Source organism: Bradyrhizobium centrolobii (assembly GCF_001641635.1).
Lineage (GTDB): Bacteria > Pseudomonadota > Alphaproteobacteria > Rhizobiales > Xanthobacteraceae > Bradyrhizobium > Bradyrhizobium centrolobii.
On record NZ_LUUB01000036.1, the window covers coordinates 2,273 to 21,862 of the forward strand.

A 19,590-nucleotide genomic window follows, 5' to 3' on the forward strand; every position below is an offset into this window, starting at 1 on the left:
CGCCGCGCTTCGCGCGTCGGCCTCTCCCCGCAAGCGGGGCGAGGCGAAGCAGCTCATCGCGCCTTTGACGTGCGATCATCGGCGCCATGATGACGTTTTGCTGCTGTTTTGCCCGACGTGTCAAATGGCTTTCCGGCGTCGCCGGACGCAACCGGGCGGGCCGGCCATTCTACGTTGCATGGGGTTGTTTTCGATATTTTTGTGCGGCAGGCCCATCGCCGGGTTTGCGACAGGAAGACGCCAACAGCGAATGCGCGGTTGCAACCGTCCCGCATGTCGCTACGCTGATGCGGGCGACGCGACCGCCCCATCTGTGAGGTGACCCATGCCGATCCTGCATTTTGCACCCCCGCCGCATGTCAAGGCACCGCCCCTCTCCTTCGCCACGCGTGTTGGCGATCTCCTGTTCATCTCCGGCATTCCCGGCTTCGACGCCGACGGCGAGCTGCCTGACGGGTTCGAGGCGCAGTTCGCCAACGTCGTCATCAACATGCGGCGCGTGCTGGAGGAGGCCGGCGCGACATTCCGCGACCTCGTCAAGGTCAACGTGCTGCTGACGCGCGCCTCCGACGTCGCGACGATGAACGCGCTGTATGCCGGTGCGTTCGGCCCGCCGCCCTACCCGGCCCGCACCACCTGCGTGGTGCACGCCCTGCCGAACCCAAAGATGCTGATCGAGATCGAGGCGGTGGCGTCGCTGGCGAAGTGAGCCAGGCTTGCGGTGTGCCTTGCCGGGCACTCGGCCAAACCAAGTGGCCGACTCCGTCTGACATGTCCGTGAACGGCCGCTCCCCGGCTTGCAAAGGAGCCGCTTTTGCCCCACGAGATTTCGGCTCACGTTTCCCCCACAAGGAGCTACTTCATGCGTCGCGTTCTCGCGCTCTGTGCCGCTGCCGGCATCGCCACGTCCGTCTTTGCCGCGCCGGCCTCGGCGAAGGTCGGCTATTACGTGATCCGCTGGGACAACACCGGCATCTGCCAGGTCTGGAACGAGGACCTGAGGTACAAGCCGTTCGAGTGGGGATCCTCGACCTACAAGGTCGTCAGCAAGCCGCTCCCGACCTTCACGGCCGCCTCGGATGTCCAGATCAAGCTGCGCGCGGAGCGCCGCTGCACGCTCTGAGCCGGCGAACAGGCGGATCGAATTGGAAGGCGGGTTGCGCGCGCAGCCCGCCTTCACTTTTTGACGGGTCGCGCCGTCTGTCCGCGGTGTGACGCGACGGCGATCAGGCCTCAGCCGCCGCGCCCTGCGCAATTGCCGGCCTCGGCGTTAACGCGTGTTTTCCGGCCAAATTCCGGTACTTCCTGCAGGCTCGCTTTGAACCTCATCACTGCACGGAACTACTCACAACTTGTCCGGGACGCACTCCCCCAGCGTCCCGCGCCACTCCTCCCAAACATTGTCGGGAGGCGCATCACATCCTTCATTTGAGGAGCTATCCATGCATCGTATTTCCGTGCTGTGCGCTGCCGCCGGTCTTGCCGTCGCCGCCTTCGTTGCCGCGAGCCCGGCCAAAGCGGGCTATCACCTGATCCGCTGGCAGGACAACGGATTCTGCCAGATCTGGGACGAGAGCATTCCCACCACGCCGTGGCCGTCCGACTACGCCCGCATCAGCGCATCCGTGCCGACCTTCGTCGATGCGCTCGCGGTCAAGGATCATGCGCTGCGTAACGGCCACTGCACCTGGTAAAATCGCGATCGGCGGGCGACACTGAAGCCGGGGGCAAGGGCGCAACGCCCTTGCCCGCTCGTGTTTTCACCTCGCACCTATCAGGAGCTAATCGATGCGCGCGCTCACAACGAAAGCAACACTTTTGGCCGCATCGCTCGCGCTCGGCTCCATGGTGCAGGCGCAGAGCCCGCAGCCGTTCCGCGTGATCTCGCCGATCTTCGGCCAGCTCGTCACCTTCTCGATGCCGTCGAACTTCGTCGCGGTGTTCGAGAACACCAAGGGCGGCCACTACATCCGCGAGGCAGTGCTGAAGGGCGAGACGCCCGAGCGCTGGACGCAGATGATCACCGTGACCGGCGAGAAGGGCATGACCTCCAATCCCAACGCTTCCCTCGAGACATTCGCGAGCACGATCGCCGGCGGATTCCAGTCGGCCTGCCCCGACAGCTTTGCGGCGAAATCGCTCGGCACCACGACATTCGGTCGCTTCGACGGCTTCGTCGCCGTGATCGGCTGCGGCCGGGTCGATCGCGGGCCGACGCGGCACAGCGAGACCGCGCTCCTGATCACCGTCAAAGGCGCGACCGACTATTACACCATCCAGTGGGCCGAGCGCGGCCCTGAGAGCGACGAGCCGCCGGTCAATGACGAGCGCTGGCAGGCACGCCTGCGCGATCTGCGCCCGATCGATCTCTGCCTGATCGTTCCGGGCGAAGCCGCGCCCTATCCGAGCTGCGTGAGCAAGAGCTGAGACGCCTCACGCGTCCTTGTGCGCGCCGGGATGGATCAGGATGTCGCGCGCGGCGGCGAGGTCGATGAAGGCTTGCGCAGTGCCGCCCTGGTCGGGATGCATGCCCTTGGCGGCGCGGCGATAGGCCTGGTTGATGTCCTCGAAGGTGAGCTGCACGGCGAGCGGCAGGCCGAGCGTCCTGCGCGCGCGCTCCTCGGTGGAGAGCTTCTTCGGCAACGCATTGCGGCGGCCGAAGCGCGGCGCGGTCAATCCAAGGATGACCTCGAGGACGACGCCGATGCGGCGCTGCGCCGCCAGCGTGACACTGTGATCGTCATTGTCCACGGCCTGGCGCAGCACGGGCAGCGCCTGCTCGGCTGCCTGCCGCAGCATCGTGTCGCTGCTCATCCGCACGATCTCGGCCACGAGCCGGCCCGTCTCGACCCAGTCGGCGGACTCCGCCGACCGCAGGCGTTCGAGAGCCAGTTTCCAGGTTTCAAGTCGTTCCATCATGCGCGCAACGTCTAGCAGCAGAGATGAGTATGCCAAGGCGGCCGTTTCAGACCCCTTAATTTCGAGTTAGCCTTTCATGAAACTTCGAAACGAATTCGGGAGGAAAATGTCATGGCATTGCTCGCAAACCACATCGCCGTCGTCACGGGTGCAGGATCAGGTATCGGCCGGGCGATCGCGGCGGGCTACGCGCGCGAGGGTGCGCAGGTGGTGCTGCTCGACGTCAACGCCGCGACGGTCGCCAAAGCTGCGGAGGAGATCCGAAAAGCAGGCGGCAAGGCCGAGAGCTTTGCGCTCGACGTCACCAGGCGCGAGGATTGCTTTGCGCTGGCCAAGCAGGTCGCCGACAAGGTCGGACAGGTATCGATCCTCGTCAACAATGCCGGGATCACCCGCCGCAACGCCTTCACCGCTGAGACGGAAACGGTGGCGAAGGACTGGAACGACATCATCTCGCTCAACCTCAACGGCGTCTTCAACATGACGCAGGCCTTCCTCGCTCCCCTGCGCGCGAGCAAGGGCCGCATCGTCAATATCGGCTCGATCCAGTCCTTCGTGCATCTGCGCACGCCGAGCTCGGCGGCCTACACCACCTCCAAGCACGGCGTGCTCGGCTTCACCAAGGCGCTCGCGGTCGAGCTCGGCAAGGAAGGCGTGCGCGTCAATGCGATCGGCCCGGGCTTCATCGAGACCAACATCAACGCGACCGTGCGCGCCACCAATCCAGCACTGGTACAGGCCTTCGTTGATCACACTCCCCTCGGGCGCACCGGCAAGCCGGATGACATCGTGGGCCCCGCGATCTTCCTCGCGTCCGATCTGTCGGCTTACGTCACGGGAACGATCGTGATGGTGGATGGCGGGTACCGGACGGTGTGAGGGAGGCGCGGCGCTCTCTCCACGTACACTCCGTCATCGCCCGCCTTGCGGATAATTGCGGACTGGAGCGGGCGATCAAGTATTCCAGAGACGGCGGTGGGATACGGAGAAACCGCGGCGTACTGGATGCCCCGCCTGCCGCCTACGCTAAAGCTTCGGCGGCCCAAGACCGCAACCCCGGCGAAGCCTTGGCGTAGCCGGGTCGCAGGGCATGACACCTACCTTGGGGCGCGAAAATCGGTCAGCATCGCTATGCACCTCGTGCCAATCGCGGCGGCTTCGCGGTATTCCCAAGGTCAATTGGTGCGCCGACGCCGCAATTAACCATTCATTAACCAAACCCGCCCACCGTAGATCTACGGCTTGGGGGTCGTTTGTTCTCGATCCGCTTCCATCGATGGAAGCGGGCGTTGGTCGGGAGGTGTGTTGATGACCACTGTTCATGCCGCGGCGCCACAGGGCGCGCAGCTTCTTGCTCCAAACCAGATCGTTCCGCTTCTGATCGGCGCGACCGTCGACGAGGTCGAGCGCGAGCTCGTGCTCCAGACGCTTGCCCGCTGCGACGGCAACCGCACGCGTGCGGCGCGCGTGCTCGGCCTGTCGGTGCGCACACTGCGCAACAAGATCAGGCTCTATGCGGCCTCAGGCATCCAGGTGCCTGCGTATCACGACTAGCTCGTGACGCCGCAATCAGTCCGACCGCGGCGCGGGTGGCACCGCGTGGCGAAACAGCTGACGCAGCCATGCTCCGGCCAGGACCGATGACGTGATGACCGCGACCCAGGCTGCGGTCAGCTCGATCGCGCGCAGCACGAACGCCGTCATCACCGCCCACGACGGCTCCGGCTCCTCGGCATAGCCGATCGGCACGACGTCCGGCACGAGGAGCCGCGCCAGTCCGTACGCCGCGGCAAAGACGACGGCCGACAACCAGAAGACCTTCCATCCCGCGCTCATCGGCCGCTCCTCGGCAAGCTGTGTTGGCGCGTCACGCCATGCCACAGCGCCTCGCGCGGCCGATTGATGTTGATCAAGTCCGGCCCGATGCGCGGGCGGAATTGCTGCTGTCGTCAAACGCCGCTAAGTAGCTTGGGTCCGGTAGAGGGAGCAGTGGCGTGGCAGACGATCAGAGACGGCAGGGACCTCAGGGACCGCGCGGGCGGCAGGGCGAGCCGGGACGGCCGGGGCCGCAGGGGCATCCGGGCCGGCGCGGCCCGGACGGCACGCGCGGCAAGCCGGGGCCGCAAGGCAAGCCAGGGCCCCTCGGAAAGGCCGGACCGCAGGGCAAGGCCGGTCCGCAGGGTAAGCAGGGCGAGGCCGGTTCGCGCGGGCCAGCTGGACCGCAGGGGCCGACCGGGCCGCAAGGTCCGCGCGGCGAAGCGGGTCCGCCCGGTCAACTGCCCTCGATCGACCAGGTGCTGCCGTGGCTCGAGCAGCTGTTTGATGCCTGGGACGAGCGCCGCCGCCAGCGCGAACAGGAGGCCGCCGAGCGCGCGGCGCTGGAAGCCGCCGTGCAGGACGAGGGCGACCCAATCGTCGATGACGAAGGTGACGACAGCGAAGGCGACGATCACAAGAAAAAGAAGAAAAAGAAGAAGCACGGCGACAGGCACTAGCGACACGCCGTGCCCCGGACGCAGCGCGATGCTGCCGAGCCCGGACACAAGCCTCGTTCAAGAGGCTCTTGATGAATCGTCCTTGCGCGGCAGCATGCCCATGCGCTCGAATTGCCAGCGCATGGCGCGGTACCAGAGATAGCCGATCGCGGCACCGCACAGCGTCAGGATTGTCAGGTAGACGCTGCTAAACGGGCCGCTCCACCACATCATCCACGCGGTCCATAGCAGCGTGAAAGCAATGGCACCTGCTTTGAGGGGAAGAAGGGGGCGGCTCATGCTCGGGCTCCGGGTTGTTAAAACCCCGGCGGACATCATCGCGCGTCGAGACGTCCGAGGCCGTGAGCCAGATCACGGAGCGGCGGCTGACGAACCGCTAGCCGAAGCGTAAGCGGGAACGCTCCCTCGCCCGCTCTGCCTCGACATCGCGATCCCGCGCCGGCGCGTGGGTATGCAGCGAGGTCAGCAGTCGACGCGCGGCGTCCGACACCTCCGCTACCGCGCGATTGAAGGCCTCCTCATTGACCTGCGACGGCTTATTGAAGCCGGAAAGCTTGCGTACGAACTGGAGCGCGCTGGCGTGGATCTCGTCCTCCGTCGCCGGCGGCTCGAAGTTGAACAGCGTCTTGATGTTGCGGCACATAAGTTTCTCCTAGATTCCTTGTGAAAGGCGCGCTCCGGTTCAAGGACGATCGGCGACGGCCTGATGCTACATGCCGAATCCGCCGCTGTCATCGGCACCCGGCATACCGGACACGACGTGTCAGAATGGAATAGGGACGCCAAGCCGCTCGAAGAAGGCGCGCCCCTTCGGCGTGAGACGAAGCGCGCGTGGAACGCGATGCGGCGCGAGCGCATGCGTTTCGACCAGCCGCTTCAGGATCGCATTGGCAAACGGGCCTGCGAGATGCGGAACAGGCTCGGTCCAATCGTTGCAGAGGCGCATGTGCGGATCGCGGCCCGGCCTGAAGTCGATCGCCTCGGCGTGACACCACTCCTCGCCTTGCTCGGTGAGAGAGCCCTCTCGACCATGCAGCGCAATCAATTCGCGGCACACCAAGCCGTCCAGCAGCGCCACGCCGAGCTGGCCGGCGAGATGGCAATAGCAGGCCCGCGACTGCCGGAGTGGCGTCGGCACGCTTCGCATGCGTTCGGCATGATCGGTCCTGATGGCGACATTGACGAGGTTCTCGATCAGGCCCGCGACCTCGTCGTCCGCAATCCGATAGTAGCGGAACCGGCCTTGCTGCCACACCGAGAGCAGCCGCGCCTCCGTCAGCTTCTGCAGATGCGCGCTGGCGCTTTGCGGCGACACGCCGGCAATCGATGCCAGTTCCCCCGCGGGCAAGGCCTTGCCGCCGAACAGCGCACTCACCATGGCTTCGCGCGCGGGATCGCTCAAAGCCTCGGTGAGCCGCGAAAACCCCGATTGAACCGACCGTCGCGCGACTACCATCAAATACTCCCGCTCCTGACCTGGGCCCGCCGCCACGTCATCGCAATCATACCAAAGGCGGTCATTTCAAAATTCGGTGAAACTTTGACGGCGCGTCCTCTGCGATCCCCTGGATATGTCACCCCGAATCCAGAGGATCACATCATGATCAACGAAGCACATCAAACGGACGCAGAACGCATCTGCAAGCTGTGGGATGAAGCCCTCGGCAACAAGGACCTCGAGGCATCCCTGGCACTCTATGCCGATGACGCATCCATCGAAAGCCCGCTGGTCCAGCACCTCTTGAAGACCTCGACCGGCATCGTCAAAGGCAAGGACAATCTGCGCGCTTTCATTGCGCGCGTGTTCCAAACCAATCCGCCACAGCGCAAGCGCTTCAAGCAGGGCTTCTTCACGGACGGCCGGATCGTCACCTGGGAATATCCGCGCCTCGCTCCGGAGCTGGTCGAGATCATGGAGATCGACGAGGGGCTGATCCAACGCCACAGGGTCTACTGGGGCTGGTACGCGCTCGGCTTTCTCAAGCATGAATGAGCAGGCCACCTGGTTCTGCCTGCCGCCGAAATATTCCGCTTGCGCGATGCACCATTTACGAAAATGTTTTGGCGGCCGGCATTGCATCCGGTCTCGATCCTCAAGGCGACGCTGATAAGATCGCCGTTGAAGCGGTTCGGGTGAAAGCGGCCGCAACGGGGAGAGACACATGAAGATTTCGGGCGGGATGCTTGCAGCCGCTTTGCTGTCCATTTCGATGCCGGCGATGGCCGCCGATTATCCGGCCCCCAAGCAAGGCGACTGGATCGCGAAGGACTTCAAGTTCCACACCGGCGAAGTCATGCCGGAGCTGCGGCTGCACTACACCACCGTGGGCGAGCCGACCGGCCAGCCCGTGCTGGTGCTGCACGGTTCGGGCGGCTCGGCCGCAAGCATGCTGTCGCCTGCCTTTGCCGGCGAGATGTTCGGGCCCGGTCAGCCGCTCGACGCGTCGAAATATTACATCATCATTCCCGACGGCATCGGCCACGGAAAATCGTCAAAGCCCTCCGACGGGATGAAGACGAGCTTTCCGAAATACGATTACGACGACATGGTCGATGCGCAATATCGCCTGGTGACGGAAGGTCTCGGCGTCAAGCACCTGCGGCTCGTCATCGGCAATTCGATGGGCGGCATGCACACCTGGCTGTGGGGCGAGAAATATCCAAAGGCGATGGATGCGCTGGTGCCGATGGCCTGCCAGCCGACCGAGATGGCGGCGCGCAACTGGATGCTGCGGCGGATCATGCTCGACACCATCCGCAACGATCCCGACTATAATGGCGGCAACTACACGAGCCAGCCGCGCATGATGAAGTATGCCATCGTCGCCTACGGCATCGCGAGCATCGGCGGAACGCTCGCATATCAGTCGCAGGCGCCGACAGCGGCCAAGGCCGACAAGATCGTCGACGAACGGCTCGGAACGCCGGTGACGGCGGATGCCAACGACTTCATCTATCAATGGGAGGCCTCGCACGACTACAACGCCTCGGAGAGGCTGGAGGGAATCGAGGCGTCCCTGCTGCTGATCAATTCCGCGGACGACGAGCGCAACCCACCGGAGACCGGCGTCACCGAGGCCGCGATGAAGCGGGTCAAGAACGCGCGCCTGTATCTCATCCCCGGGAGCACCGAGACGCGCGGTCACGGCACCACCGGCAACGCAAAGTTCTACACCGAGCAGGTCCGGCAATTGCTGCAAACCGCGCCGCAGCGGACGATGTGAGACCGCGAACTGTTCCGTCCTCATCTCGCGGCGCATCATGTGCGGCGCGTCGACGCCGCATATTATTTGGGCATGCAACGCTCTGGCAGCTCAGGCTTAATCGCGTCAACGACACGAATCGACGCGCGGGACAACCGCGCGCAAGTGGCATGACACGCGATGAGGAGGATCGCATGCGCAGGCTCGCAGTGTGCGTTTGGCTGGCCGCAATGCCCGCGCTTGCGGGCGCCGCGCTCGCATTCGACAACGGGCAATACGACAACGTCCCGCCCGATATCCGCGCCTGGTTCAAGAGCGTGATGGCGCCGAACGGCGTGCCCTGCTGCGACATCTCCGACGGACACCGCACCGATTACGATGTGCGCGACGGCACCTATTGGGTGCCGATCGAGGGGCAATGGATGGCGGTGCCCGAGCGCGCCATCATCCGCGACCGCGGCAATCCGGTCGGCCAGGCCGTGGTGTGGTACGTCCACCACCGCGGCGCCATCATCATCAGTTGCTTCGTGCCGGCGGATGCGGTGTAGCACACGGCGCGCGTGCCGGATTGGCTAAGCCGGCTCGATCAGGTAGTTTGACGCGAAGCTGATCCGGAGGCACGCCTTGACCGATCTTTGCGCCGAAGACCTCGCCGCCATCTATCCGAAGCCGACCCCGCGCGTGATCGCGAAGGCGCGCCCCTCGATCGATGCGCACGCGAAGAAATTCATCGAGATGTCCCCGTTCTGCGTACTCGCGACATCGGGCGCCGACGGCAGCGTCGACGCCTCGCCGCGCGGCGGCAGTATAGGCTTCGTCCATGTCGCCGGCCCCAACCAGCTGCTGATGCCCGACCGTTCCGGCAACAACCGCATCGACAGCTTCAAAAACGTCGTCGAAGGTTCGGGCTTCGTGCATCTGTTGTTCTTCGTGCCCGGGATCGACGAGACGCTGCGCGTCGGCGGGCGTGGCACGCTGTCGGCCGATCCGGATCTGCTCGCCGCGATGGTGGAATTCGGCAAGCCGCCGCGCGCGGTGCTGAACGTCGCTGTCAGCGAAGTCTATTTCCACTGCGGCAAGGCGCTGATGCGCTCAAAACTGTGGTCGCCCGACGTGAAGGTGCAGCGCTCGGTAATGCCCAGCATCAGCCAGGTGATCCACGATCAGACCAGCCTGGGAGAGCCCGAAGGCCAGGACGCCGTGGAAGCGCGGTACAAGACGCAGCTTTAGCTGGCGCACCAACCACAGTGTCGTCCCGGACAAGCGAGCGTTACGACGCGGCTTTGAGATGCCGGACAAAGGCAAACTGTCGTCCCGGACAAGCGCAGCGAAGCGGAGCGCCGATCCGGGACCCAACCACAGGATTGAGTTTGGCGAAGACTCGTGGCTGCCAATCGCGTGCCACAACCACTCCCTGTGGTTGGGTCCCGGCTTTCGCCGGGACGACATGGGAATGTGCGGCTAACGCAGAGATTGCGGTTGATGCCGGGGCTTAATGCCCCTCGCCCTCGAGCCCGCCGACGTGCTTCTGGGTGTAGAGTTCGAGGCCGATGCGGCCGATCAGATCGAGCTGGGTTTCGAGGAAGTCGATGTGGTGCTCCTCGTCGCTCATCAGCTTCTCGAACAGGTCGCGCGTGACGTAGTCCTTCACGCTATGGCAGTAGGTGGCCGCTTCCTGATAGAGCGCGCGCGCGCTCATTTCGGCGGCGAGATCGCACTCGATGATCTCCTTGACGTTCTGGCCGATACGCAGGGGATCGAGCACCTGCATGTTCGGGAAACCGTCGAAAAACAGGATGCGCTCGGTCAGCTTGTCGGCGTGCTCCATCTCCTCGATGGACTCCTTGCGCCAGACCTTGGCCATGTCCAGGAGGCCCCAATTGTCGAGGAAGCGATAGTGCAGCCAGTACTGATTGATCGCAGTCAGCTCATGACGCAGTGCCTTGTTGAGATATTCGATAACTTTTGCGTCGCCCTGCATGATTCACTCCAGCTCTTGCGGCCAAATCGGTCATAAACCGAGTTTAGAACGCTTCTAAAACAGTTTGGGAACAAGGGCAACCGGCTACGCGGACGCAGCCGAGGATAAGCTCAGCCGTTGCAAATGGAGTTTTCAGCAGGCCGCTAGGGCGAAATCGGCCGGCTCAGCAGTCTCGTCGTTGGCAGCCACTTGATGGTTGTGCGGGCAGCCGGCACAGCAGGATTTGGCGCAGGGACCGAGCGCTTCCTCGATGATGGTCTTGATGGTGCGGGCGCAGCGGCCGCATTCGGCGCTGCAGCCGAGGCATCCATAGACCTGCTTGGCATGACGCACAGCGTCGTCGGAGTCGGCGACGGCGGCGCGGATGTCGTCATCGCTCAGCACGTTACAGGAACAGACGATCATGGAAAGCGGCAAGCCCTTCGGTGATGCGCCATTATCGATATTTAAGGGCCCGGCCGGATGCAAAAGGAAAAACTGGTATTTGAAGCTATTCCAAACTGGCCCGGATATAGCCTAGAACGGCTCTAAAATACGGCGTTGCACTGGATCAAGATTGGACCGGATAAGGCCTAGTCGCCACCGCCGCCTCCGCCACCATCGCCGCCGCCGCAATCCCCGCTGCTGCCGCTATCGCTGCTCGAGCAGCTCCCGCTGTCGGTCGAACTGCCCGAACTGTCGCTGGAAAACCAGCTCCCCAGCGAGAAGCCATCGTTCGTCCCCGAATAGCTGTCACCACTGCTATCGGCGCCTGCCCCTGCCCGCGACTGCCGCCGGCCGCGGTTCTGCACGTGGACCATTACGGCATAGCCGATCATGGATGTGATCCCGACGGCTATCAGGGCATTCGTCAGCGCACTGCTCATCATTTTCTCCTGGCGGAAGGGGCATCCCGCACCAATTCGTCGCGCCCGATGAAGCCGCCGTTCATTGATCATTCAAACGAAGTATGGAACCTTACCCCCAAAGAGTTCCGTGCGTGAAAGGTCGCCCCATGAAAAAGTCACTGCTGGCAGTCGCTGCCGTCGTCACCCTGGCCCTGACGGCAGGCACCCCGGCCCATGCGCAGCGCGGCGTCGCCGCAGGCGTGGCGGCCGGGATCATCGGCGGCGCCATTGTTGGTGGCGCGCTGGCCTCCCCGTATTATTACGGACCTGGCCCCGGCTACGGCTACTATGAACCGGGCTACTACCCGCCCCGCTATTACGCGCCGGGCCCGGGCTATGTCGCCGATGACTATTTCGGCGGCTGCGTCTGGCAGAGGCAGCGCTTCTGGGACGGCTACGCTTGGCGCTCCCGGCGCGTCAGAGTCTGTGGCTGATGCACGCGAAGCCGGTTCACTACGGACGCTGTTCATCTTGGGGCCCGAAAAAGACCGCTTTTTCTCGTCACAGCTCCGTGTGCGTTTACTGTGGATTGACCATTTGCGCGCTTGCTAGCCGCACGGCCAATATCATCAGAGTGTGCGTGAACCTTTGAAACCCTGGCGTTCCTAACAAGGAGCGTCCCATCTCCCAGGAGAGCCAAGAGCATGAAGAAGACTTTAGTTGCCGCCCTTACGGTTGCGACGGTTGCCGGTTCGCTGGTGACCGCCACTCCGCCCGCGAAAGCAGGTGACGGCGTCGGCGCCGGCATCGCGGCCGGCCTGATCGGCGGCGCCATCGTCGGCGGCGCCATCGCGTCGAGCCGTCCGGTCTATGGCGGCCCCGTTTACGTGGCCGAGCCCGCTCCGCCGCCCCCGCCCTGCTATTGGCAGCGCCAGCGCTACTGGGACGGTTACGGCTGGGTCATCCGCCCGGTCCGCGTCTGCTACTGATCTGATCGATACGGCGCGTAAGGCGCCGCGATCAAAGCCCGGCCGAGAGCATCGGCCGGGCTTTTTCTTTGACGGAAGAACTGAGGCTCGCTAGCGCGCCGCCTGGATCGAGCGCAGCACCTCTTCGCTCGGCCAGCAATCCACCTTCAGCCCCGCCGACTTTTGATAGGCACCAAGCGCGGCGCGCGTGAGCATGCCGGCCTTGCCGTCGATCTTGTCCTTGTAGAGCCCGATGCGCGTCAGCCCGCGCTGCATGGCCTCGACATCCGTCGTTCGCAGTTGCTTCGAGGCCGACCATGGCGTCGCGAACGGCTGCGGGCTGGTCATGCGGTCGCTGAGATGACCGACGAAGAGCACGTAGAGATCTGAGAAATTGTACTCCTTGATGACGAAGTAGTTCTTCGTCGTCAGGAACGAAGGGCCGTAAATGCCTTCCGGCTGCAACAGCGAGGCCGGCTGAGCCTGCTCGGCGGCGCTCAACTTTTGCCCACGCACCGGCACAAAGCCTTCGCGCAGCCATTGGCCGATCGGCTTCGTCACCTCGGGCACGCCGACGCTGCAATCTATCTTCGCCGGCGCCTGCACCTCGTAGGCCCAGCGTACCCCGCTCTGCCAGCCCTTGTTGACGAGCTGCTGCGCGGCCGAGGCCAGTGCATCCGGCACCGAATGCCAGATATCGACGCGGCCATCGCCGTCGAAATCGACGCCGTGCTTGTAATATTCCGACGGCAGGAACTGCGTGAGCCCGGTGGCACCGGCCCAGGACGAGCGCATGTCCTTGCGCGTCACCGCGCCCTCGCCGAGGATCTTCAGCGCCAGGATGAATTCGTTGCGATACTGGTCCTTGCGGCGGCCGACATAGGCCTGTGTCGCGAGCACGCGCACGAGATCGTAAGGCAGCGTGTAGCGGCCATAGTCGGTCTCGCGGCCCCAGATCGCGAGCATCACGGTCGCGGGCACGCCGGAGCTCTTCTCGATCTCCGTCAGCGCAGGGCGATATTTCTGCAGCAGCCGCTGCCCCTCGCCCGCTAGGCGCGCAATCGAGGCTTCCTTGATGTAGTCGGCCGGCACCTGCACGAACTCGGCCTGCGAAGGCGCGCCGGTCGCGGGCCTCCCGGGCAGGATCAGGTCGGGCAGCTTGTAGTCAGGCTCGAGCCCGCGCGTCTGTTCGTCGAAAGTCGCGCGCGACACACCGGCGGCCTGCGCCTCCGGCCAGAGCGAGGCGATGAACTGCGCGAAGGCGGCGTCTGCGGCATGGGCGGACGACCAGCCGCAAGTGACCGCGATCACCGCAGCAATGAGCGTCCGCCGGATCATGCTGAAATCACCGCGTCAGCTTCTTGTACTTCACGCGGTGCGGGATGATGCTGTCCTGGCCGAGCCGGCGCATCTTGTCCTTCTCGTAGTCCTGGAAGTTGCCTTCGAACCATTCGACATGGCTGTCGCCTTCGAAGGCCAGGATGTGGGTCGCGATGCGGTCGAGGAACCAGCGATCGTGGCTGATGATCACGGCGCAGCCGGCGAAATCCTCCAGCGCCTCTTCGAGCGCGCGCAGCGTGTCGACGTCGAGATCGTTGGTCGGCTCGTCGAGCAGCAGCACGTTGGCGCCGGACTTCAGCATCTTGGCGAGATGCACGCGGTTGCGCTCACCGCCGGAGAGCGCGCCGACCTTCTTCTGCTGGTCGGCGCCCTTGAAGTTGAACGCCGAGCAGTAGCCGCGCGAGTTGACTTCCCTCTTGCCGAGCAGGATCAGCTCGTTGCCGCCGGAGATCTCCTCCCACACGGTCTTGTTGCCTTCGAGCGCATCGCGCGACTGGTCGACATAACCGAGATGCACGGTCTCGCCGACCGTGATGGTGCCCTTGTCCGGCGTTTCCTGCTTGGTGATCATCTTGAACAGCGTGGTCTTGCCGGCGCCGTTGGCACCGATCACGCCGACGATGCCGCCGGGCGGCAGCTTGAAGGTGAGATCGTCGATCAGAAGCCGATCGCCAAAGCCTTTGCTGAGGCCTTCGAAGTCGACCACATTGGCGCCGAGCCGCTCGGCGACGGGAATGATGATCTGTGCGGTCTGGGTCTGCTTCTCGCTCGCCTTCTTGAGCAGCTCCTCATAGCGCTGATAGCGCGCCTTGGACTTGGCCTGGCGTGCCTTCGGCGAGGACGCGACCCACTCCTGCTCGCGGGCGAGCGTCTTCTGGTGCGCGGCCTCCTCGCGGCCCTCCTGCTCGAGCCGCTTCTGCTTCTGCACCAGCCAGGAGGAGTAGTTGCCCTCATAGGGAATGCCGCGACCACGATCGAGCTCGAGGATCCATCCCGTGACGTTGTCGAGGAAGTAGCGGTCGTGGGTGACGATCAGGATCGCGCCGGGATAGTTGCGCAAGTGGCCTTCCAGCCACGACACCGACTCGGCGTCGAGATGGTTGGTCGGCTCGTCCAGCAGCAAGAGCTCGGGTTGGTCGAGCAGGAGCCGGCATAGCGCGACGCGGCGGCGCTCACCGCCCGAGAGTTTCGTGACGTCGGCCTCGTCGGGCGGACAGCGCAGCGCGTCCATGGCCTGGTCGACCTTGCTGTCGAGATCCCAGAGGCCCTGGGCCTCGATCTCGTCCTGCAGCTTGGTCATCTCGTCGGCGGTCTCGTCCGAATAGTTGGCCGCGAGCTCGTTGTAGCGGTCGAGGATCGCCTTCTGCTTGGCGACGCCCTGCATGACGTTCTCGCGCACAGAGAGCTTGGGATCGAGATGCGGTTCCTGCTCGAGATAGCCGACGCGGGCGCCCTCGGCGACCCAGGCCTCGCCGGTGTACTCCTTGTCGAGGCCGGCCATGATCTTGAGCAGCGTCGACTTGCCCGAGCCATTGACGCCGAGCACGCCGATCTTGGCGTCCGGGTAGAACGACAGATGGATGTTATCGAGCACCTTGCGGGTCGGGTAGCTCTTGGTCAGACCCTGCATGAAATAGATGAACTGGCGCGCCATCGGTCCCGTGAAACCTTCGATTTGAGGAAATTTTGCTTGCCGCCGATGTAGCGATCCCGCCCCCAAAGGGCAACGTTTTCCCTCCGTTCACCACGGATGATTACGGGACGGACACCATCCGGGGAACGATCCGGACAATTGAAACCTTTTTTTAATAAAGCAGGCCAAAGCTCGCCTCGGCGCTGAAAAAAGTGCCCCCCGCGCAGAACGAGCGGGGAGAACAGCGAGGCCGCATCATGGCTCTGATCGAGACCAATTCCATTGCCGTCCCGGCAGAAGCCGGCCGCTCCGCAAACCTTGTCGCGGAGGTCAAGAGCTTCTGGAAGGGCTTTTTCGTCACTGCGTTCAACCCCTATCGTCCCGAGCTGCACTACATGCGCGGTCCCGGACCGGCTTGGCGCGCCAAGCACGGCATGGATGCGCCGATCCGGCTGAAACCCCGCGACCTCTGAGCCCATTGCTTTCGCTTCTATCGGATTTTTGAAGACGCGAGCCGCTTGCGCGCGGGTGTGATTGCGCGCAACCATGGCCTGGTTCCGACGATGGCGCCCCCGCTTGCGCCGTCACCTCTCGCCATGGATGAACGCTGATGACGCGGCTGCGCTGTGCAATTCTCGACGACTATTTCAACCTCGCCCTCAACGTCGCCGACTGGCCGAAGCTTGCCGATCGCGTCGACGTCACCGTGTTCAGCCATCCCTTCGCCTCCGAGCAGGCCGCTGCTAGCGCGCTTGCCGACTTCGAGATCATCTGCGCGATGCGCGAGCGCACCGCGTTCCCCAGGAGCCTGTTCGAGGCGCTACCGAAGCTGAAACTGCTACTCACCTCCGGCATGCGCAACGCCTCGATCGACATGGAAGCCGCGAAGGCGCGCAACGTGGCCATCGGCGGCACGCAATATTCCCGCGATCCCACCGCCCCGCTCACCATGGGCCTGATCCTGGAACTGACCCGCGGCATCGGCCGCGAGAATGCGCGCATGCATGCGGGCGAGCCTTGGCAGACCTTCGCCGGCGTCGAGATCGAGGGCCGCACGCTCGGCATCGTCGGGCTCGGCAAGCTCGGCAGCAAGATGGCGGGCCTTGCGAAAGCGTTCGGCATGAACGTGATCGCCTGGAGCCCGAACCTCACGCCGGAGAAGTGCAAAGAGGCCGGCGTCGGCTACGCCAGCAAGGAAGAGCTGTTCGCCAAGGCCGATATCGTCACCATCCATGTGGTGTTGAGCGAACGCTCGCGGGGACTGGTCGGCCGCGATGATCTCGCGCGGATGAAGCCGACGGCCTACCTCGTCAACACCGCGCGCGGGCCGATCGTCGACGAGGCGGCGCTGCTGGAGGCCTTGCAGCAGAAGAAGATCGCGGGCGCCGGCATCGACGTGTTCTCGGTCGAGCCGCTGCCTGTCGATCATCCCTTCCGCAAGCTCGACAATCTCGTGCTGACACCGCACCTCGGCTACGCGACCGAGGACGGGCTGCGCATCCACTACGGCCAGATGGTCGAGGCGATCGACGCCTGGACCAAGGGCAGCGATCTGCCGCGGAAACTAGCCTGAAATGACGAAGGGCGTGCCGACGGCACGCCCTTTTTGCAATCTGAGTTTTCGCGACGCGCTTAGCGCACGGTGACCGGCGCGGGCAGCGGCGGCACCACCGTCGGCTGCGTGCCCGAAGCCGGACCGGCCTGGGCGGACATCGGAGCCGGTGCGGCAGCACCGGGCGTCGGCGCGGCGGAGGCGGTCGCCGTTCCCGGCGGTTGGCCGCCCGGCATCACCACCACGCGGGTGCCGACCTTGACCCGATCGAACAGGTCCGAGACGTCCTCGTTCAGCATGCCGATACAGCCGGAGGAGACGAACTTGCCGATCGTCGAGGGCTGATTGGTGCCGTGGATGCGGTAGACGGTCGAGCCGAGATACATCGCGCGGGCGCCGAGTGGATTGCCGGGGCCGCCGGCCATGAAGCGCGGCAGATAGGGCTGACGCTCGATCATCTCCGTCGGCGGATGCCAATCCGGCCATTCGGCCTTGCGCGTGATCTTCTGCACGCCGGTCCAGGTGAAACCGTCGCGGCCGACGCGCACGCCGTAGCGGACCGCGCGGCCATTGCCGAGGACGTAATAGAGGTAGGTGTTCGGGGTATCGACGACGATGGTGCCGGCCGGCTCCTTGGTCTGGAACGCGACCTCCTGACGACGCAGGTTCGGCGGCAACTGCGCGGGCGCAGCATCAGGCTGCTCCTCGGGCGGCAGCGAGGCGATCGTCATCGGCCGGCCATCGCTACCGACGGCAGGCTGCTGCTGAACCGCTCCGGTCGCAGCGGGACCATTGATCGCCTCCGGCGGACGCAGGCCATCGCTGGCAGGCGCCTGCGTCGGACGGTCGGCATAGATCACCGGCGGCGGGCCATCGCGGCGGCCATAGCGGGGATCGTCGGGCGACATCACCGGACCCTGCGGGGCGGCCGAATAGGTCGGAGCGCCCGCGGGACGGCCATAACGGGGATCATCCGGCGACATCACCGGGCCTTGCGGCGGGGCCGCCGAGTAGACTGGCGGCGCGCCTGCGGGGCGGCCATAGCGCGGATCATCGGGCGACATCACCGGGCCGGAGGGACCGGGCGGCGGCAGCGCCGCCTGAGGCGCGGCGTCGTCATCGTCCTCCAGCGCGTCGAAGTTCGGCACGCGATCGCCGGGACGATATTGGGACGGAGCGCCATAGCTCGGTGCCTGCTGCACCGGATACGTCTGGGCCTGCACGAGCGAGGTTCCCGCCGCAGCGACTGTTGCGGCAGCGCATATCGTCAGAAAATGTTTGATCATCATCGCTCTTGTATGGTCCCCAGGCCCGATCGGACCGTCAACGCACATGACCGAAGATAGCGGCACATTCAAGACATATCAGGCCGATTTGCGCCTGATCTGGCGATTTGTGATCCGCTAGCCACCGTTGCTCCGGTGCATCACGGGGCGGAAATCGCATCAAGCCGTAGATTGCCGGAGTCTTCCGCCCGATTTTTAGGGGAACTGCGCGGAGGCGTTGCGGTATGGTCGAATCAGCCTGATTCGCCTCCAGTTTGAGCTTCGGTCCCGCGTGGCGAACGCGGCAATCAGTACCGTCACCGCGTTCAGATGGCTCAAGGCCCTGCCACCACCCCGCCAGGGCGGAAATCCGTATCCTTCGATGCTTCCCGGCTTTCGCTTCCTGTTTGCCGCGATCCTGCTGTCTACCTCCATCCTGGTGTTCGGCTTAGGGGCCGCCGCGCTGCTGCGGACGACCCACGAGCAGTACGTCAGCAACCCCTCCTGGCGGAACGGCCCGCAGGAGCAGGTGTTTGCGCAGGCCGCCGAACGGGTCCAGCAGCCAGTGCTCGCCGCGTTCCGTGCGGAAGCGAGCGAGCCGGCGGCGGCCGAGCCCACGCCGTCGCTGCGGGACAAGGTCCCGACCATTGCGCTGCCCGAGACCGAACCTGAGCAGGTGGCCGCGGTGACAGCCGAGGCCAGTGCCCAGCCCGAGCCGCAAGTCGCCGATGCCGCGCCAGCTGCCGAGGCTCCGCCCACTGCTCAGGCGCCAGCCGCCGAACTGGCCAAGGCGGAGACTGCGCCCCCGGCTCCCGCCGACACGCTGACTCCGGCCGACACGACCGCATCCCTCCCCGAGGACAAGCCGGCCGCTGCCGCCGAAGCGCAGCCGGCCGAGCCGGCGACCGCGCCGGCATCGCCCGCGATCGACATTGCGACGGCCAGTGTGGCCGCGCTGGACGACCCCGCGACCACGGCCTGGAAGGATTCGCCGGCGAAAGCCAAGACCGACGCAAAGGCCGACAGCAGCACGCCGGAGAGCAAGGCGAGCAAGCCGCGTGCGCACAAGGTGAAGAAGCAGCGCCGCATCGTACGGCGGCCGCCCCCTCCTCAGCAGGTGCAGCAGACGTATTATTTTCCGTTCGTGCAGCAGCAGCCGACGCTCGCCGCGACGGCCGCGCGCCCCCGCTGACGCGCTTCACCTCGCCCCGCTTGCGGGGAGAGGTCGGAATTCGCGCGTAGCGCGGATTCCGGGGTGAGGGGGACTCTCCACGAGTCCAGCTATCACCACCCCTGCGGAGACTCCCCCTCACCCCAGCCCTCTCCCCGCAAGCGGGGCGAGGGAGCGCACCTTTCGCCACGGCCACAGTCGAACGCCTCACGCCGGTCCGGTCGCGATCGGCGGG

The 19,590-nt window shown here is 64.9% G+C and carries 27 protein-coding genes; 16 read left to right on the plus strand and 11 right to left on the minus strand.

The features are described from left to right. Window positions 1-325: 325 nt before the first annotated feature. The 4 genes from AYJ54_RS07890 (at window position 326) to AYJ54_RS07905 (ending at window position 2,427) form a co-directional block, all read left to right on the plus strand. Window positions 326-709, plus strand: a complete 384-nt coding sequence (locus tag AYJ54_RS07890; RefSeq protein ID WP_063698104.1) for a RidA family protein — start codon at window positions 326-328, stop codon at window positions 707-709. 153 nt (window positions 710-862) lie between these two features. Then, complete coding sequence (locus AYJ54_RS07895) at window positions 863-1,123, plus strand: hypothetical protein (protein WP_063698106.1); 261 nt, start codon at window positions 863-865, stop codon at window positions 1,121-1,123. Between the two features lie 319 nt (window positions 1,124-1,442). Continuing rightward, entirely contained in the window at window positions 1,443-1,694 is a 252-nt protein-coding gene (locus AYJ54_RS07900; protein WP_063698108.1) for a hypothetical protein, read from the plus strand. Window positions 1,695-1,788: 94 nt separating this feature from the next. Next, complete coding sequence (locus tag AYJ54_RS07905; RefSeq protein ID WP_063698109.1) at window positions 1,789-2,427, plus strand: hypothetical protein; 639 nt, start codon at window positions 1,789-1,791, stop codon at window positions 2,425-2,427. 6 nt (window positions 2,428-2,433) lie between these two features. On the opposite strand, the gene AYJ54_RS07910 is transcribed toward AYJ54_RS07905, so the two are convergent. Further along, the gene (locus AYJ54_RS07910) at window positions 2,434-2,919 is read right to left on the minus strand and encodes a hypothetical protein (RefSeq protein ID WP_063698111.1); all 486 of its coding nucleotides are present in this window, start codon (window positions 2,917-2,919) and stop codon (window positions 2,434-2,436) included. A gap of 111 nt (window positions 2,920-3,030) precedes the next feature. On the opposite strand from AYJ54_RS07910, the gene AYJ54_RS07915 reads away from it, so the two are divergent. Together AYJ54_RS07915 and AYJ54_RS07920 are read left to right on the plus strand one after the other, a co-directional pair. Beyond that, window positions 3,031-3,798 carry an SDR family NAD(P)-dependent oxidoreductase gene (locus AYJ54_RS07915; RefSeq protein WP_063698113.1) on the plus strand — a complete coding sequence of 256 codons (768 nt, stop codon included), beginning with the start codon at window positions 3,031-3,033 and terminating at the stop codon, window positions 3,796-3,798. 429 nt (window positions 3,799-4,227) lie between these two features. Then, window positions 4,228-4,473, plus strand: coding sequence for a helix-turn-helix domain-containing protein (locus tag AYJ54_RS07920; protein WP_063698115.1), 246 nt, complete (start codon window positions 4,228-4,230; stop codon window positions 4,471-4,473). A 15-nt stretch (window positions 4,474-4,488) separates the two neighbouring features. Here the strand turns inward: AYJ54_RS07920 and AYJ54_RS07925 are convergent, their stop codons facing one another. Continuing rightward, on the minus strand, window positions 4,489-4,755 hold the full coding sequence (locus AYJ54_RS07925; protein WP_063698116.1) for a hypothetical protein: 267 nt from the start codon (window positions 4,753-4,755) through the stop codon (window positions 4,489-4,491). A 158-nt stretch (window positions 4,756-4,913) separates the two neighbouring features. Between AYJ54_RS07925 and AYJ54_RS07930 the strand changes: the two genes are divergently transcribed. Beyond that, window positions 4,914-5,414 (plus strand): collagen-like protein, encoded by a 501-nt coding sequence (locus tag AYJ54_RS07930; RefSeq protein ID WP_063698118.1) that lies wholly within the window; start codon window positions 4,914-4,916, stop codon window positions 5,412-5,414. A 57-nt stretch (window positions 5,415-5,471) separates the two neighbouring features. Here the strand turns inward: AYJ54_RS07930 and AYJ54_RS07935 are convergent, their stop codons facing one another. The 3 genes from AYJ54_RS07935 to AYJ54_RS07945 all read right to left on the minus strand — a co-directional run bounded on the left by AYJ54_RS07935 (window position 5,472) and on the right by AYJ54_RS07945 (window position 6,870). Continuing rightward, window positions 5,472-5,693, minus strand: a complete 222-nt coding sequence (locus tag AYJ54_RS07935) for a hypothetical protein (RefSeq protein ID WP_063698288.1) — start codon at window positions 5,691-5,693, stop codon at window positions 5,472-5,474. Between the two features lie 97 nt (window positions 5,694-5,790). Beyond that, on the minus strand, window positions 5,791-6,057 hold the full coding sequence (locus AYJ54_RS07940) for a DUF2277 domain-containing protein (RefSeq protein ID WP_063698120.1): 267 nt from the start codon (window positions 6,055-6,057) through the stop codon (window positions 5,791-5,793). 120 nt (window positions 6,058-6,177) lie between these two features. Further along, window positions 6,178-6,870 (minus strand): ArsR/SmtB family transcription factor, encoded by a 693-nt coding sequence (locus tag AYJ54_RS07945; RefSeq protein WP_063698122.1) that lies wholly within the window; start codon window positions 6,868-6,870, stop codon window positions 6,178-6,180. A gap of 144 nt (window positions 6,871-7,014) precedes the next feature. Between AYJ54_RS07945 and AYJ54_RS07950 the strand changes: the two genes are divergently transcribed. The 4 genes from AYJ54_RS07950 (at window position 7,015) to AYJ54_RS07965 (ending at window position 9,847) form a co-directional block, all read left to right on the plus strand. After that, window positions 7,015-7,407, plus strand: a complete 393-nt coding sequence (locus tag AYJ54_RS07950; RefSeq protein ID WP_063698124.1) for a nuclear transport factor 2 family protein — start codon at window positions 7,015-7,017, stop codon at window positions 7,405-7,407. 169 nt (window positions 7,408-7,576) lie between these two features. Beyond that, on the plus strand, window positions 7,577-8,638 hold the full coding sequence (locus AYJ54_RS07955) for an alpha/beta fold hydrolase (protein WP_063698126.1): 1,062 nt from the start codon (window positions 7,577-7,579) through the stop codon (window positions 8,636-8,638). A 173-nt stretch (window positions 8,639-8,811) separates the two neighbouring features. Next, window positions 8,812-9,165 (plus strand): hypothetical protein, encoded by a 354-nt coding sequence (locus tag AYJ54_RS07960; protein WP_063698290.1) that lies wholly within the window; start codon window positions 8,812-8,814, stop codon window positions 9,163-9,165. A gap of 76 nt (window positions 9,166-9,241) precedes the next feature. Then, entirely contained in the window at window positions 9,242-9,847 is a 606-nt protein-coding gene (locus AYJ54_RS07965) for a pyridoxamine 5'-phosphate oxidase family protein (RefSeq protein ID WP_063698128.1), read from the plus strand. A gap of 262 nt (window positions 9,848-10,109) precedes the next feature. Here the strand turns inward: AYJ54_RS07965 and bfr are convergent, their stop codons facing one another. The 3 genes from bfr to AYJ54_RS07980 all read right to left on the minus strand — a co-directional run bounded on the left by bfr (window position 10,110) and on the right by AYJ54_RS07980 (window position 11,464). Then, window positions 10,110-10,598: a bacterioferritin gene (bfr, locus tag AYJ54_RS07970; protein WP_063678021.1), complete on the minus strand. Its 489-nt coding sequence runs from the start codon at window positions 10,596-10,598 to the stop codon at window positions 10,110-10,112. A 132-nt stretch (window positions 10,599-10,730) separates the two neighbouring features. After that, the gene (locus AYJ54_RS07975) at window positions 10,731-11,003 is read right to left on the minus strand and encodes a (2Fe-2S)-binding protein (RefSeq protein ID WP_063698129.1); all 273 of its coding nucleotides are present in this window, start codon (window positions 11,001-11,003) and stop codon (window positions 10,731-10,733) included. Window positions 11,004-11,170: 167 nt separating this feature from the next. Then, window positions 11,171-11,464 carry a hypothetical protein gene (locus AYJ54_RS07980; RefSeq protein ID WP_063698292.1) on the minus strand — a complete coding sequence of 98 codons (294 nt, stop codon included), beginning with the start codon at window positions 11,462-11,464 and terminating at the stop codon, window positions 11,171-11,173. A 128-nt stretch (window positions 11,465-11,592) separates the two neighbouring features. On the opposite strand from AYJ54_RS07980, the gene AYJ54_RS07985 reads away from it, so the two are divergent. Together AYJ54_RS07985 and AYJ54_RS07990 are read left to right on the plus strand one after the other, a co-directional pair. After that, complete coding sequence (locus AYJ54_RS07985) at window positions 11,593-11,919, plus strand: hypothetical protein (RefSeq protein WP_063698131.1); 327 nt, start codon at window positions 11,593-11,595, stop codon at window positions 11,917-11,919. A gap of 210 nt (window positions 11,920-12,129) precedes the next feature. Continuing rightward, entirely contained in the window at window positions 12,130-12,414 is a 285-nt protein-coding gene (locus AYJ54_RS07990) for a hypothetical protein (protein ID WP_063698133.1), read from the plus strand. A 90-nt stretch (window positions 12,415-12,504) separates the two neighbouring features. Here the strand turns inward: AYJ54_RS07990 and AYJ54_RS07995 are convergent, their stop codons facing one another. Together AYJ54_RS07995 and ettA are read right to left on the minus strand one after the other, a co-directional pair. After that, window positions 12,505-13,731 carry a lytic murein transglycosylase gene (locus AYJ54_RS07995; RefSeq protein WP_063698135.1) on the minus strand — a complete coding sequence of 409 codons (1,227 nt, stop codon included), beginning with the start codon at window positions 13,729-13,731 and terminating at the stop codon, window positions 12,505-12,507. 7 nt (window positions 13,732-13,738) lie between these two features. Then, entirely contained in the window at window positions 13,739-15,388 is a 1,650-nt protein-coding gene (ettA, locus tag AYJ54_RS08000; protein WP_063698137.1) for an energy-dependent translational throttle protein EttA, read from the minus strand. A 236-nt stretch (window positions 15,389-15,624) separates the two neighbouring features. Here ettA and AYJ54_RS08005 point away from each other — a divergent pair, with 236 nt between their 5' ends. Both AYJ54_RS08005 and AYJ54_RS08010 read left to right on the plus strand, forming a co-directional pair. After that, the gene (locus AYJ54_RS08005) at window positions 15,625-15,840 is read left to right on the plus strand and encodes a hypothetical protein (RefSeq protein WP_063698139.1); all 216 of its coding nucleotides are present in this window, start codon (window positions 15,625-15,627) and stop codon (window positions 15,838-15,840) included. Between the two features lie 137 nt (window positions 15,841-15,977). Continuing rightward, the gene (locus AYJ54_RS08010) at window positions 15,978-16,940 is read left to right on the plus strand and encodes a D-2-hydroxyacid dehydrogenase family protein (protein ID WP_063698141.1); all 963 of its coding nucleotides are present in this window, start codon (window positions 15,978-15,980) and stop codon (window positions 16,938-16,940) included. A gap of 59 nt (window positions 16,941-16,999) precedes the next feature. Here AYJ54_RS08010 and AYJ54_RS08015 read toward each other — a convergent pair whose 3' ends face one another. Further along, entirely contained in the window at window positions 17,000-18,205 is a 1,206-nt protein-coding gene (locus AYJ54_RS08015) for a L,D-transpeptidase (RefSeq protein WP_063698294.1), read from the minus strand. A gap of 217 nt (window positions 18,206-18,422) precedes the next feature. Here AYJ54_RS08015 and AYJ54_RS08020 point away from each other — a divergent pair, with 217 nt between their 5' ends. Next, window positions 18,423-19,376: a hypothetical protein gene (locus AYJ54_RS08020; protein WP_347337208.1), complete on the plus strand. Its 954-nt coding sequence runs from the start codon at window positions 18,423-18,425 to the stop codon at window positions 19,374-19,376. Window positions 19,377-19,590: the final 214 nt, after the last annotated feature.

Coding starts and splice junctions, on each gene's coding strand:
- AYJ54_RS07890 (WP_063698104.1), top strand. CDS start 326: ATGCCGATCCTGCATTTTGCACCCCCGCCGCATGTCAAGGCACCGCCC.
- AYJ54_RS07895 (WP_063698106.1), top strand. CDS start 863: ATGCGTCGCGTTCTCGCGCTCTGTGCCGCTGCCGGCATCGCCACGTCC.
- AYJ54_RS07900 (WP_063698108.1), top strand. CDS start 1,443: ATGCATCGTATTTCCGTGCTGTGCGCTGCCGCCGGTCTTGCCGTCGCC.
- AYJ54_RS07905 (WP_063698109.1), top strand. CDS start 1,789: ATGCGCGCGCTCACAACGAAAGCAACACTTTTGGCCGCATCGCTCGCG.
- AYJ54_RS07910 (WP_063698111.1), bottom strand. CDS start 2,919: ATGATGGAACGACTTGAAACCTGGAAACTGGCTCTCGAACGCCTGCGG.
- AYJ54_RS07915 (WP_063698113.1), top strand. CDS start 3,031: ATGGCATTGCTCGCAAACCACATCGCCGTCGTCACGGGTGCAGGATCA.
- AYJ54_RS07920 (WP_063698115.1), top strand. CDS start 4,228: ATGACCACTGTTCATGCCGCGGCGCCACAGGGCGCGCAGCTTCTTGCT.
- AYJ54_RS07925 (WP_063698116.1), bottom strand. CDS start 4,755: ATGAGCGCGGGATGGAAGGTCTTCTGGTTGTCGGCCGTCGTCTTTGCC.
- AYJ54_RS07935 (WP_063698288.1), bottom strand. CDS start 5,693: ATGAGCCGCCCCCTTCTTCCCCTCAAAGCAGGTGCCATTGCTTTCACG.
- AYJ54_RS07940 (WP_063698120.1), bottom strand. CDS start 6,057: ATGTGCCGCAACATCAAGACGCTGTTCAACTTCGAGCCGCCGGCGACG.
- AYJ54_RS07945 (WP_063698122.1), bottom strand. CDS start 6,870: ATGGTAGTCGCGCGACGGTCGGTTCAATCGGGGTTTTCGCGGCTCACC.
- AYJ54_RS07950 (WP_063698124.1), top strand. CDS start 7,015: ATGATCAACGAAGCACATCAAACGGACGCAGAACGCATCTGCAAGCTG.
- AYJ54_RS07955 (WP_063698126.1), top strand. CDS start 7,577: ATGAAGATTTCGGGCGGGATGCTTGCAGCCGCTTTGCTGTCCATTTCG.
- AYJ54_RS07960 (WP_063698290.1), top strand. CDS start 8,812: ATGCGCAGGCTCGCAGTGTGCGTTTGGCTGGCCGCAATGCCCGCGCTT.
- bfr (WP_063678021.1), bottom strand. CDS start 10,598: ATGCAGGGCGACGCAAAAGTTATCGAATATCTCAACAAGGCACTGCGT.
- AYJ54_RS07975 (WP_063698129.1), bottom strand. CDS start 11,003: ATGATCGTCTGTTCCTGTAACGTGCTGAGCGATGACGACATCCGCGCC.
- AYJ54_RS07980 (WP_063698292.1), bottom strand. CDS start 11,464: ATGAGCAGTGCGCTGACGAATGCCCTGATAGCCGTCGGGATCACATCC.
- AYJ54_RS07985 (WP_063698131.1), top strand. CDS start 11,593: ATGAAAAAGTCACTGCTGGCAGTCGCTGCCGTCGTCACCCTGGCCCTG.
- AYJ54_RS07990 (WP_063698133.1), top strand. CDS start 12,130: ATGAAGAAGACTTTAGTTGCCGCCCTTACGGTTGCGACGGTTGCCGGT.
- AYJ54_RS07995 (WP_063698135.1), bottom strand. CDS start 13,731: ATGATCCGGCGGACGCTCATTGCTGCGGTGATCGCGGTCACTTGCGGC.
- ettA (WP_063698137.1), bottom strand. CDS start 15,388: ATGGCGCGCCAGTTCATCTATTTCATGCAGGGTCTGACCAAGAGCTAC.
- AYJ54_RS08005 (WP_063698139.1), top strand. CDS start 15,625: ATGGCTCTGATCGAGACCAATTCCATTGCCGTCCCGGCAGAAGCCGGC.
- AYJ54_RS08010 (WP_063698141.1), top strand. CDS start 15,978: ATGACGCGGCTGCGCTGTGCAATTCTCGACGACTATTTCAACCTCGCC.
- AYJ54_RS08015 (WP_063698294.1), bottom strand. CDS start 18,205: ATGATCAAACATTTTCTGACGATATGCGCTGCCGCAACAGTCGCTGCG.